Annotated in this window: 10 protein-coding genes; 8 read left to right on the forward strand and 2 right to left on the reverse strand. The window is 39.0% G+C overall.

Annotated elements, in window-relative coordinates; translation table 11 throughout:
- Positions 1-34 precede the first annotated feature (34 nt).
- From COD92_RS12830 to COD92_RS12860, 7 genes are all read left to right on the forward strand, one after another.
- A complete protein-coding gene (locus tag COD92_RS12830) occupies positions 35-1,276 on the forward strand; it encodes a sn-glycerol-1-phosphate dehydrogenase (protein WP_098531811.1) in 1,242 nt (413 codons plus the stop codon).
- A 24-nt stretch (positions 1,277-1,300) separates the two neighbouring features.
- Positions 1,301-2,254 (forward strand): glycoside hydrolase family 43 protein, encoded by a 954-nt coding sequence (locus tag COD92_RS12835; protein WP_098531812.1) that lies wholly within the window; start codon positions 1,301-1,303, stop codon positions 2,252-2,254.
- Between the two features lie 34 nt (positions 2,255-2,288).
- Complete coding sequence (locus tag COD92_RS12840) at positions 2,289-3,254, forward strand: glycoside hydrolase family 43 protein (RefSeq protein WP_098531813.1); 966 nt, start codon at positions 2,289-2,291, stop codon at positions 3,252-3,254.
- 145 nt (positions 3,255-3,399) lie between these two features.
- Entirely contained in the window at positions 3,400-4,767 is a 1,368-nt protein-coding gene (locus tag COD92_RS12845) for an MATE family efflux transporter (protein ID WP_098531814.1), read from the forward strand.
- Between the two features lie 29 nt (positions 4,768-4,796).
- Positions 4,797-5,771 carry an aldo/keto reductase family protein gene (locus tag COD92_RS12850; RefSeq protein WP_098531815.1) on the forward strand — a complete coding sequence of 325 codons (975 nt, stop codon included), beginning with the start codon at positions 4,797-4,799 and terminating at the stop codon, positions 5,769-5,771.
- A gap of 44 nt (positions 5,772-5,815) precedes the next feature.
- A complete protein-coding gene (locus COD92_RS12855; protein WP_098531816.1) occupies positions 5,816-6,664 on the forward strand; it encodes an MBL fold metallo-hydrolase in 849 nt (282 codons plus the stop codon).
- Between the two features lie 151 nt (positions 6,665-6,815).
- Positions 6,816-7,754 (forward strand): ArsR/SmtB family transcription factor, encoded by a 939-nt coding sequence (locus COD92_RS12860; RefSeq protein WP_098531817.1) that lies wholly within the window; start codon positions 6,816-6,818, stop codon positions 7,752-7,754.
- A gap of 211 nt (positions 7,755-7,965) precedes the next feature.
- Here COD92_RS12860 and COD92_RS12865 read toward each other — a convergent pair whose 3' ends face one another.
- Positions 7,966-10,527, reverse strand: coding sequence for a LamG-like jellyroll fold domain-containing protein (locus tag COD92_RS12865; protein WP_098531818.1), 2,562 nt, complete (start codon positions 10,525-10,527; stop codon positions 7,966-7,968).
- 364 nt (positions 10,528-10,891) lie between these two features.
- Here COD92_RS12865 and COD92_RS12870 point away from each other — a divergent pair, with 364 nt between their 5' ends.
- A complete protein-coding gene (locus tag COD92_RS12870) occupies positions 10,892-11,833 on the forward strand; it encodes a family 43 glycosylhydrolase (RefSeq protein ID WP_098531819.1) in 942 nt (313 codons plus the stop codon).
- Between the two features lie 122 nt (positions 11,834-11,955).
- Here COD92_RS12870 and COD92_RS12875 read toward each other — a convergent pair whose 3' ends face one another.
- Positions 11,956-12,855, reverse strand: coding sequence for an AraC family transcriptional regulator (locus COD92_RS12875; RefSeq protein WP_176541297.1), 900 nt, complete (start codon positions 12,853-12,855; stop codon positions 11,956-11,958).
- Between the last annotated feature and the right edge of the window lie 122 nt (positions 12,856-12,977).

The following is a 12,977-nucleotide window of genomic DNA, read 5'->3' on the forward strand; positions in this document are numbered from 1 at the left end:
GGTTTGGATAGTTGGAGGAGCAGGAGGAACGATAATGGAAAAAATAATAACTGAAATTATGAGTCTAGCTAATAGTTGTGACTGCGGCAATCATCATAATCAGATTCCGATTGAGACCATTTTAGTAGGGAACAATGTATTAGGGGAAGCCGCTGCTTATTTGGAAAAGAAAGCATTTAAAAAAGCAGTTATCATTGCAGACGAGCAGACTTTTCGTGCTGCTGGGGAAGAGCTATCCAAGCATTTATCAACAACAAAGGTTGTCTATTCTACCTGTTTGCTGCAGCCTGACGAGAATAATAATGTAGTAGCAGACGAAAAGTCTTTAGTACAAGCAAAGTTGGAAACGTCACAAGATACTGAAGTCATTTTAGCGGTAGGATCCGGGACGATCCACGATATTGCTCGCTTTACAAGTACTAAAATGAAAATTCCGTTCATTTCTATTCCTACTGCTCCTTCTGTTGATGGATTTACCTCTATGGGAGCACCAATAATTGTGAGAGGGATGAAGAAAACCTTTCAAATGATGGCGCCTATTGCTGTATTTGCTGATTTAGGCATACTACGGGATGCGCCTAAGAAAATGATCGCGGCAGGATTTGGGGATATGTTAGCCAAATATACATCCCTTGCGGATTGGAAATTTGGGCATCTTACTTATGGTGAACCATATTGTCCCCTTGTTGCAAACATTACGAGAGAGGCTCTTCAATTATGTGTTGAAAAAGCGGATAAAATTGCCGCCGCTGATGAAGAAGGTATCCGCATTTTAATTGAAGCACTTATTCAATCTGGATTAGCGATGTTACTATTTGGCCAATCTCATCCAGCTTCAGGAGGGGAGCATCACCTCTCACACTATTGGGAGATGGAATTCTTAAGACAAAACCGCCCGCAAGTCCTTCACGGGGCCAAGGTGGGGGTGGCGGTTGCGCTCCTAGCAGATGTATATGAAAGAGAATTTATCCCAGCCATCTCTGTACTGAGAAAATTAGATGATACGATAAAAACAGTTGAAGACTATTGTATCGTTAGAAATATTAAAGAGAACATTGAAGAAATTAAAGCGGTATACGCGGCTATTCCAAAAGCTTCTCAACTGCGTGAACTTATCGAAAAAGTTGGAGGAGAAATACTACCAAGCCAACTGGGAATTGACGGAGACCTTATCATGAGAAGTTTAACCGAAGCCCACCATTTAAGAAATCGTTTTACAGCGTTAAAGTTTCTAAATGAGGTAATCAAAGTCAATCATCAAGAAGTAGTGAGATAAATGAAAGAGAAAGGTGATTACAATATGCCTAAGATTGAAACATTAAATAATCCCATTGTCGAGCAGCGTGCTGATCCATGGGTATATAAACATACAGATGGTTACTACTATTTCACAGCGTCTGTTCCTGAATATGACCGGATTGAAGTCAGAAGGGCTGCAACCATACAGGGGTTGGCTGAAGCAGAACCAGTCGTTGCCTGGAGAAAACATGAAGAAGGCCCAATGAGCGCAAACATTTGGGCACCTGAGATTCATTACATTGACGGAAAATGGTACATCTACTATGCGGCTGCAAGGGCAGATGAGATTTTTGACCATCGGATGTATGTTATTGAAAATGATTTCGAGAACCCTCTGGAAGGAACTTGGGTAGAAAAGGGTCAAGTAAAAACGGACTGGGAGTCTTTCTCTCTTGATGCTACGACATTTGAGCATAAGGGGAAAAGATATTATGTATGGGCCCAAAGAGACCCTGAAATTGTTGGCAACTCCAACCTTTACATCGCAAAAATGGTCAATCCTTGGACGATTGAAGGACCACAAGTGATGATCACAAATCCTAAGTATGAGTGGGAAACCATTGGCTTCTTAGTAAACGAAGGAGCAGCAGTCTTAAAGAGAAATGGAAAGATCTTCATTTCCTATTCTGCAAGTGCCACAGATTACAATTATTGTATGGGTCTCCTTTCTGCTGATGAAAATAGTGATTTATTAGACCCTGCATCATGGAAAAAATCAGAAACACCTGTATTTCAAACAAATCTAGAAAACAGTCAATACGGACCGGGACATAACAGTTTCACAGTATCAGAAGACGGAAGCCAAGATATTCTTATCTATCATGCGCGTAACTATCGGGATATTGAGGGCGACCCGTTATGGGATCCAAACCGTCATACTCGAGCTCAAGTGTTTACTTGGAATGAAGATGGAACACCGAATTTTGGTGTCCCAGTCGCCGATGCAAAAAAATAATGAATAGCTCACATCTTTTGGAAGGAAGATTACGATGGTAAAAGTAACAGTCGAAGAGGCAAAAACAGCACAGGATCTGATTATCGAGCAGAGAGCGGATCCATGGATCTATAAACATACGGATGGATATTATTACTTTACCGCATCTGTTCCTGAATATGATCGTATCGAGGTTAGACGTTCAAAAACCATCCAGGGTATAGCTGATGCAGAACCTGTTACCGCTTGGAAAAAGCATGAAACAGGACCATTGAGTGCTCTGATTTGGGCACCAGAAATTCACTATATTAATGGCAGTTGGTACATTTATTATGCTGCGGCACCATCAAAAGAAATAATCGATGGACTTTTTCAACATCGCATGTTTGTGATTGAAAACAAATCAGCTAATCCGTTAGAAGGTACATGGGAGGAAAAGGGACAAATTAAAACAGATTGGGAATCATTTGCATTAGATGCAACAACATTCGAGCATAAAGGACAGCAATATCTTGTCTGGGCTCAAAAGGACCCTAACATCAGAGGTAATTCTAATCTATACATTGCCCCATTAGAAAACCCATGGACGATTAAAGGGCCGCAAGTGATGATTGCTAAACCGGCATATGATTGGGAAACGATTGGATTCTGGGTAAATGAAGGGCCAGCTGTACTTAAGAAAAATGGTAAAATCTTTATTTCCTATTCCGGAAGTGCAACGGATGAGAATTATTGCATGGGCCTTTTGACTGCGGAAGAATCAAGTGATGTGATGGACCCAAATTCATGGAGTAAATCGGAAGCACCGGTATTTAAAACCAATTATGAAGCTGGCCAATACGGTCCAGGACATAACAGCTTCACAGTCTCTAAAGATGGAAGCAAGGATATTCTTGTCTATCACGTAAGAAACTATACAGAAATTGTTGGAGATCCACTATATGATCCAAACCGCCACACTTGTGCGAAAGAGTTTACCTGGAATCCGGACGGTACTCCAAACCTAGGTTTTCCTAGTTAGTTAAATCTAATAATAATTAGCAGAATAGGTTCATATCTTTTCTTGATATGAATCTTTTTCTGTAAATAAAGCGAACGTAATGAAGAGGCCGGCTGGTATTGGCTTAGAGCTTTTATGATGTGAAATTAATAAGGTGGACAGGAAAATGGCAACTTCAATTGATCAAAGAAACATGAGCTTAAGAACTATCACATGGCCTATTTTCATAGAGTTATTCTTGCAAACGATTATGGGCAGTACCGACACCATTATGCTCTCGCATATTTCTGATCACGTGGTAGCATCTGTTGGTGTTGCCAATCAGCTTGTCTTTTTTACGATACTAATCTTCAGTTTTACTGCAACAGGAACGGCGGTTCTAGTTTCACAATATTTAGGTGCGGGAATGAGAAAAGACGCAAAGCAAGCATCAGCTATATCCATATCTATTAATCTAGTCATCGGATTAGTTGTTAGTTTGTTAATGGTCATATTTAAGGGGCCGCTTTTAGCAATGTTCCATCTTAAACCGGATATTGCAGAAATAGGTTATGAATATTTATCTATTGTGGGCGGGACCCTGTTTTTGCAAGCTGTCCTCGTTACAGTTTCCTCTATCTTAAGAGCACACGGCTTTACAAGAGAGGCCATGTTTGTCTCTGTGATGATGAATGTGATTCACTTAGCGGGCAATAGTATTGTTATTTTTGGATTATTTGGATTCCCGGTGCTGGGAGTTAAGGGTGTTGCAATTTCAACTGCATTAAGCCGGGCTGCTGCTCTACTTATTGCATTTATCCTTATGTATAGAAGGCTTCCAATAGCTATAAAAAAAGAAGATTATTTTAACTTCCAAATATCGCAAATTAAAAAAATTTTAAAAATTGGCATACCAGCTGCCAGTGAACAAATTAGCTATAATACGAGCCAGATGGCGATGACTGCTATTACCGCGATTATTGGAGCAGCCGCTCTTTCCACTCGAGTGTATACCTGGAATATCATGTCGTTCATCATGTTATTTGGATTAGCGATGGGGCAGGGAACGCAAATTCTCATCGGATATAGAGTAGGAGCAGGAGATTTTGAAGGTGCCTATCGTCAATTACTGAAAAGTTTAAAATACAGCTTTGTTATTACCATTTTCATCTCAATTTTAGTTGCTATTTTTAGAGAAGATATTATGCGCATCTTTACGAATGATAAAGAAATTATCCATACGGGTGGTAAGTTATTGCTATTGTGTTTGATACTTGAACCGGGCCGGACCTTTAACATCTTGGTCGTAAACTCACTCCGCGCAACCGGTGATGCCGCGTTTTCAGTAAAAATAGGCGTGCTATCCATGTGGGGGGTTGCTGTACCCATTTCCTATTTTTTAGGGATTCATTTGGGATTAGGCTTGGCTGGAATTTGGATTGCCTTTATCGTCGATGAATGGGAAAGAGGCATTGTCATGTATTTCAGATGGAGAAGCCGGGCATGGGAGAAAAAAGTATTGGTTGTTAATTCGAAAACGGCAACAGCCCGTTAATATTAATGAAAGTGAAGGGGATTTAAATAATGAAATATCGCAGACTTGGAAACAGCGGATTAAAGGTTAGTGAAATTGGTTTAGGAAGCTGGTTAACATATGGGAAGGCTGTCACTGACAATACGGCACATGACTGCATCCATAAAGCATATGAACTAGGTATTAATTTTTTTGATACGGCAAATGCTTACGAAGGGGGGAAGGCAGAAGAGGTCCTTGGTGAAGCACTAAAAGTAATCCCTCGGAGCAGTTATGTAGTCGCCACAAAACTATTCTTCCCAATGGGGGATCGGCCAAATGAGCGCGGTCTATCAAGGAAGCATATCGTTGAACAATGTGATGCCAGTCTCAAGCGGCTCGGCCTAGACTATATTGATTTGTACCAATGTCATCGCTTTGATCCAGAGGTACCAGTTGAGGAAACACTATATGCTTTAGATGATTTAATTAGGCAAGGGAAAATATTATATGCAGGCGTCAGTGAATGGAGTGCTGCACAAATTGAAAATGCTGTGGGAATCGGTAAGGCCAATCACTTACGGCCGATTATCTCAAATCAGCCAATCTATAACATGTTGGAGAGATATATAGAAAAGGAAGTCCTGCCGGTTTGTACGGAAAAAGGTATTGGACAAATTGTCTTTTCACCGTTAGCCCAAGGGGTTTTAACAGGAAAGTATAAACCTAATACAGAAAAGCCTGAAGACAGCCGGGCAGCAAATGATTCGACTAACTGGGTCATTAATAGTTATTTCAGAAATGATGTTCTAGAATGTGTACAGCAATTGCATGGCGTGGCTGAAGAGTTAGGTGTAACATTAAGTCAGCTGGCACTCGCCTGGATTCTTCGTCATCCTAGTATTAGTTCGGCTATTATTGGGGCCAGCCGTCCACAGCAAGTGGAGGAGAATGTAAAAGCAGTTGATTTAGTATTAACACAGGATGTATTGGACGAGATCGAAAACATACTTGAAAAGGTAAAAGATTTTGCTCCGTTAAGGTAGATGACATTGTATTAAACTATTTTAATAGAAAAAAGGTGGAATCTATGGAAGCTATTTATAAAAGTGGAGAAGAATTAATGAATGAGGTAAGGAAGACAAAGATTTACGGAGAATCTGTTTCCTTTTGGAATTTAGGTCAAGCCGGTATCCTCTTAAAGGGAACAGAAGAGAATGGGCTCCTTTGTATCGATCCTTATTTAAGCAGAAGTATTGAAGAACGGGACCCGAAGACTGAATTTAAGAGAGCTTTTCCATCGGTTGTTGACCCGGGAATGCTCAGAAATTTAGACGGTGTTTTAGTTACACATGGACATGATGATCATTTAGATCTATTAAGCATTAAAGAGATTGCAAGAGGTTCTGACTCCATGTTTGCAATCCCAACACCGCTCATCTCGTTAGTTCAAGAACATGTGGGAAAAAAATATATACACGCCGCTAAAGATGGTGAATCCTTTACTATTAAAGGATTTGAAATTACACCCATTCCTGCGGCTCATACGGAATACGAAACGGATTCGTTAGGAAATCATACATTTTTAGGGTATTTCATAGAGGTCAACGGAATTCGTCTATTTCACAGCGGGGATACAGTAGTGACACCTGAACTGATTGAAAAGGTTAAAGAATTTAAACCACATGTTGCTTTCTTGCCAATCAATGGCGGAGACTATTTCCGCACTTCACGAGGAATTATTGGAAATATGAGTTTCAGAGAAGCAGCAGACTTTTCGGCAGCTGTTGGGGTAGACTTGATTGTTCCGATTCATTACGATATGTTTCCGAATAATCGAGAGAATCCTGCTTATTTTGTGGATTACTTGTTTCATCACTACCCTAACCAAAAATTCCACATGATGGTTCCAGGCGAAAGATTTATTTATCATAAATAATTTTCATAAAAGGGCATGCAGGCATTTGCATGATTTTTTTCATTAGATTAACTAAATAAATTTCGCGTCCTATATTGAAAATATAGGAAATTAGTAGTAATGTTATAATTATTAATAAATTTATTAATGATTATTAAGGTGGAATTACTACATGAATTTAGACATATCTGAACAATCACTTCCTGTTTTTGAAGCGCTTGCAAGTAAGGTAAGAATGAAAATTATTCACCTTTTGGCGGAACAGCCTCGAAATGTAAAGGAACTCGCGCAAAGCTTAGAACTCACCAGCGCCATCATGACCATGCATGTAAAGAAATTAGAGAAAGCGGGAATCATCCAGTCGGAATTAGTCTCTGGTAAAGGTGGATTACAAAAAAAGTGCTATCTTGTGACTGAAAAAATGGAAGTACTATTTCCATCAAAGGAACGTGAACTAAAGAAATTTCACGAAACAGAAGTGTCAGTTGGTCACTATACTGATTTTTCCATCGAACCAACCTGTGGAATTGCAACCACTGACACGATTATCGGAGAATTTGATGATCCAAGGTATTTTCTCTATCCTGACCGAATGAGTGCCAAGATTTTGTGGTTTGGGAAAGGGTATGTGGAATATAAGCTGCCTAACTTCTTGCTGGGCAATCAAGACCCAAGCGAACTTGAAATATCTTTAGAGCTTTCATCTGAGGCACCATTTACGAACAGTAATTGGCCTTCGGATATCCATTTTTACCTAAATAATGTCGTATTGGGGAAATGGACTAGTCCCGGAGATTTCGGCGATAGCAGAGGGAAATTCACACCTGACTGGTGGCCGAGTGAAGTCAATCAATATGGATTGCTAAAACGGCTCCGCATAACATCAGACGGTACCTATATGGATGGGCTAAAGATATCAGATGTTAGTCTTGATGATGTTAGTATTCGTGAGAAGCAATGGACGTTTCGGATTGCCGTCCTTGAAGAGAGCCAAAATGTCGGCGGGGTTACTCTATTTGGAACAGGCTTTGGCAATTATAATCAAGATATTCGTTTTCGCCTCTATTATAATGATAGTGAATTAACCAAAGAAGAGACAGAAAGACTTTAAGAAAAGCGCAAGCGCCTTGATCAGCCCCGACAAGCATAAGACGAGCCGGCCGAAAGGTTGTTTTTTAACCTTTTGGACGGATTGGCTTGTGACCTCGAGGGGCTAGGCGCTGGAGCTGGACAATTCCCAAAGTCGAAACTTTTATTCTCTCTTATCTTAAAAAAAAATCGTATGGATACTGGATATCCATACGATTTTTTTATTTTGGAAACTATTTGTTCTGTGCTAAGTTTGTTACTTGATTAGGAGTCAAGGCGCCATTATAGACTTTCAATTCATCCATTAAGCCTTTAAATGGAGTATCCCACCAGTTGACACCTAGGCTGAAGCTGGCGTTGTTTGTCGTAAAAATATTCGAGAAGTTTGTACCTGTAAACCTCTCAACACCGTTCACGTACACCTTAATCGTTCCGTTATCAACGGTAAATGCTAAATGTGTCCATTCACCGGTCTTAATTGTTAACCCTGAAGAAGCATCGTACCATTTGGCACTGCCAGACCAGACCATCGTGTTCCCGCCAGCTGGACCGTTTGGAACAAGGCTGACCCAGCTATTAGGGTCTGTTGCACCAAAGAAGGTGGTTGTATACATGGTTAATTGTTCAGGTTTTAACCATAGTGATACAGAATATTGGTTGCTTGAGATTAATCCGTTTGGTAAGCGAATACCAGAGGCACCATTAAAGACGGCAGCTTCGCCGCTTTTACCAGCAGCGTAAGAAATAGTCCCGCCTGTATTATCAATTCGATTACCAGTAATGCTTCCTGGCCCAAATGTACCCGTTTTCTCATTCAGGTTATTTTCAAAGGAATATTGAGCTGCTAAGCCAGCCTCTTGATATGGCAGTACCTTAATCGTAAAGACTTTTTTGTCGGTTACATCCCCTTTGGTAATCGTTGCTGTAAGTGTAGCTGTAACAGGTTCTGAACCTGCTTCTGGACGAGTAATAACCCCAGTATTCGTTACAACATTTGCATTTGTAGTTTCCCAAGAGATCGTTGTGTGGCGAGTACCTTCTGTTGGAAGCGTTAAGTTTGAAATAACATTTTCTGTATCACCGAGATTTAGGTCATTCGCAACATCGGAAACCACTTCTTGATCTGTTTTATCTGCTAATTTACTTCCCCAAATAGAAATTCCTTCATTTGAAAGGGCGGTAAATGTCATTACATTACTTTTTGAAACAGGATCCCATTCTCTAACGAATACTCCGTTATAAGTATGTCCATCAACAGTTATTTCCGCTTGATTATGGCTGGTTTTCTTCCAAGTACCAGTTACATCACCAGAAATCGTTCCATCTTCATTTAAGTGAATGAAAACAGATTTATTAATAGCAGCTGAATAATCTTTTCCTTGGTTAATAAATTGATAGTCGCCAATTAGGTCTTGTTTATTAACCTTGTCTAATGTTTCACCAGTGTAGCGGTATGGTGCAACCACTGGCCAGCCGTCTTTATTCATAAACATCTGGTGAACTCGGACTTCATGATACTCTCCTGATTGTGGGAAGCGGCTGTGGAAAACCAAAAACTGCTGTCCCGTTTTCGGATCTAAGTAAACAGAGTTGTGTCCTGGAGAAAGATAACCAACACCGATTCCTGTTCCAGGGTCGCCCACTTTTCGTTCAAATAAGAAGTTCCCCATGATTTTATTTCCATAAGGGGTATTTGCGACATCACTTGGTAAAACGGCATTTTGTCCGGAGGCATCTACATAAGGGCCATCTGGGCTCTTAGAACGGAACTGTCTCATGTTATAGCCGCCGTCAGCACCTAACCAGCCATACGTTACGTATAAATAATAGTAGTCAGTGTTCTTATCATAAATAACATAAGGGCCTTCACCGGATTTATAATATCCGCCAGAAATTTTTGTGCCAAAATAACGGTCAACTAGACGGCCGTCAGCGGTTTTTCCATCCTTGCCAGGATAAATGGCCTTACCTGTTTTTTCATCAATCTGAAGGACATAAATACCACCAGACCAAGATCCATAAGTCATCCATAGTTTTCCATCCTTATCATAAAACACGGTGGAGTCAATGGCATTTGGGAAATTGTAATTATTGAAAGATCCATTCGTATTAAACCAATCATCGCTTGGACCTTCTAATGTACCGTTATCTACAAGCTGCTTAATATTTGTATTGGTCCACTTCTTATTCACATTACTGTTGGCATCCTTCGCATCATTCTTTGTAAAACCAGAATAGACGATGGTGTCAACGTACTTGTAAGGCCCTTCAATATTTTGCGATACGGCAAAACCAATCGCAGAACGGATATACGTAGAGGAAGCACTATAATAAATCATATAGGCACCCTTTGTTCCATCTTGATTAACATAGTTTTTGTTATAGAAAACATCCGGGGCCCAAACCGCAAAGCCGCCTTTACTGTCAGAATCGTTTTCACCGGCCCATTTAAAAGAACCAGCAAGATTCTTTGATAAATCACCATATATCGCATTATTAGGTGTTGTATACCCATTCGTAAAGGTTTGCCAATGAATCAAATCAGTTGATTTGGCTGCCTCAATGTGGGAGCCGAAAACATAAAAAGTATCACCATCTTTTACAATGGAAGGGTCATGTACAGATACATTTTGAAAATTTGGATCTTCACCTGGATAGTCAAGGTGTGGTTTATTGCTGTTTTCACTTGGCTGAGCAGTAGATTGTGCAGCTGTTTTCCCAAATACTGAAATTGGGATGATTAATAAAAGTGTTAAGAACATAAAGGCAAATTTTTGAAGCATGCGTTTATTCATTAAAATTTCTCCTTTCTTTATGTACGATAAAAGAAAATCGTCCCCAAGCTGCGTCTAGAAATCACCACCATTTAGTAGATTGATAACCTTTTTAACCGCTTACAAATATCATTAATATTAATATAAATATTAATGAATTAATAGTAATATAAAATAATTAATTCCTCATGGGTCTTTTCTCTTATTTTTAAAAAATGGAAAGTAAAATCTAATTGGAATGAGGTGGGAAATTTTGGTACAAGATGTAGGAATTTTTAAGTAGATTAGTCATAACCTCTTCTTATTATTTAGTTAATTTGTTAATATTATTATTAATTGTATAATTAATATATTAATGATTTAGCGGAAAGGGGAATAACTACTTATGGCTAAGGCAGAACAGTTTGGCGGGGTTAATTTTTACGATATTGATTGGAATTTGAACGGGGATTTATGGGCACATGATCCGGTAATTGCAAAGGAAGATTCCCGTTGGTATGTATTCCATACAGGAAGCGGCATTCAAATAAAATCCTCTGAAGATGGCGTGAAATGGAAACAAGTGGGTCCTATTTTTACTTCTCTACCGGAGTGGACAAAGGAATATGTACCAGAAAAAGACGAAGATAGTATTTGGGCACCAGATATTTATTTTCATAATGGTGTCTATTATATTTATTACTCTGTGTCTACCTTCGGAAAAAATACTTCGGCAATCGGGTTAGTAACGAATACAACGCTTAATCCCGAGAATCCTGATTATGAATGGCAAGACAAAGGACATGTGATCCATTCGACTGAAACTGATGATTTTAATGCAATTGATGCGAATTTAATCATTGACGAAGATGGTCAGCCATGGTTAAATTTTGGTTCCTTTTGGTCTGGTATTAAGCTGATTAAATTAGACCCTGAAACAATGAAGCCGGCTGAAAATGCCGAATTACTGTCTATTTCAAGTAGAATGGAACAGCCTAATACGATTGAAGCACCGTTTATTGTATATAAGGAAGGATATTATTATCAGTTTGTATCCTTTGATTTTTGCTGCCGCGGTATTGAAAGTACTTATAAAATTGTTGTCGGCAGGGCGCCGGAGATTACCGGACCATATTTTGATAAAGACGGGATATCGATGATGGAAGGGGGCGGAACGTTGATTGACGCAGGAGATGAGCGCTGGATTGGTCCTGGTCATTGTGCGGTCTACTTTTCTGGAAACTCGAGCCTGCTTGTGAATCACGCTTATGATGGCTTGAAAAAAGGCAAGCCAACCTTGCAAATTAGACCTTTATATTGGGGCGAAGATGGATGGCCGCATATTTAAGTTAATGAGAAAGTAGAAAAACTCACCAAAACTGTCTTTTGGTGAGTTTTAGTCTGCTGTTTTTAAGGCATTTTGAAATCATCAGTAGTAAAGTCAGTTTATGTATCTAAGGATAATAGCTTTTATTCCCGATTCAAGGGGATACGATGATATGCTTGGCGATATTCTGTTGGAGTAACTTTTTCGTACTTTTTAAAGAGTCGCATAAAATATCTTTCGTCATTAATTCCGATTAAGTGGGCGATTTTTCCAATATTCATATTTGTGCTAATGAGTAAATCTTTAGCTTTTGATAATTTAAGAATATGGATATATTCTTGTACGTTCATGCCGGTACTAGTTTTAAAAAAACGAGATAAATAATCCCTATTATAATTAAAGGTTTTGGCAATAGAGTTAGTGGAAATATAATTATCCAATGCATTTACACGAATCCATTCTAATATTTTTACTAGTTTGCTGTCTGAATACGTACTATTTAAAGGATCCTGAAAGTTTGTAATGGTTTGTTCTGATAATTCTATAAGTAAAGAGGTGGTTAGATAACTGGCTGCATAACGATTAAAGTAGTTTGCATGTGCTACATCCAATATTTGATTACATAGGATATTGATTCTATCAATCCGCTTTGGGGTTGAATAGATGGGTAATAATATGGAATGATTTGATTCCTTGGCGTAAGGATTAGATTGAAGAATTTTAGCTTGGTTTCCCATAGACATCTCATCCATTATTGTTAGATCGTCCGGCAAAAGTACATGAAACCAATAGAAGGAAAGTCCTGCCTGGCACTCCTCATAGCCTAAGTGGAGCTGATTTGGCAGCACAAATAACACATCACCCGGTTTAACCTCATACTCTATCCCATTACATTCCATATATAGTATTTCATTTATGCCAATAATAATTTCGCAAAGAGGCATTGTTCGTTTCATATGAGTAAAAGGTTCAGTGGAAATTAATTTACCACCAAGAACAAATTCAATTGGGGAGCTAACATTCATTTTCAGGTATTCTGTCATAAATTTCTCCTCTTCATGCCTGAAAGATTTCATAACTCTATTTTTCTTATTCTTATTACACTATTATAATTATAAATTTTTATATAGTCAATTTTGTCCACCAAATATACTTTGTTGGTTAC

It is taken from the genome of Bacillus sp. AFS037270, from assembly GCF_002585305.1.

Coding starts and splice junctions, on each gene's coding strand:
- COD92_RS12835 (WP_098531812.1), top strand. CDS start 1,301: ATGCCTAAGATTGAAACATTAAATAATCCCATTGTCGAGCAGCGTGCT.
- COD92_RS12855 (WP_098531816.1), top strand. CDS start 5,816: ATGGAAGCTATTTATAAAAGTGGAGAAGAATTAATGAATGAGGTAAGG.
- COD92_RS12860 (WP_098531817.1), top strand. CDS start 6,816: ATGAATTTAGACATATCTGAACAATCACTTCCTGTTTTTGAAGCGCTT.
- COD92_RS12845 (WP_098531814.1), top strand. CDS start 3,400: ATGGCAACTTCAATTGATCAAAGAAACATGAGCTTAAGAACTATCACA.
- COD92_RS12870 (WP_098531819.1), top strand. CDS start 10,892: ATGGCTAAGGCAGAACAGTTTGGCGGGGTTAATTTTTACGATATTGAT.
- COD92_RS12840 (WP_098531813.1), top strand. CDS start 2,289: ATGGTAAAAGTAACAGTCGAAGAGGCAAAAACAGCACAGGATCTGATT.
- COD92_RS12850 (WP_098531815.1), top strand. CDS start 4,797: ATGAAATATCGCAGACTTGGAAACAGCGGATTAAAGGTTAGTGAAATT.
- COD92_RS12875 (WP_176541297.1), bottom strand. CDS start 12,855: ATGACAGAATACCTGAAAATGAATGTTAGCTCCCCAATTGAATTTGTT.
- COD92_RS12830 (WP_098531811.1), top strand. CDS start 35: ATGGAAAAAATAATAACTGAAATTATGAGTCTAGCTAATAGTTGTGAC.
- COD92_RS12865 (WP_098531818.1), bottom strand. CDS start 10,527: ATGAATAAACGCATGCTTCAAAAATTTGCCTTTATGTTCTTAACACTT.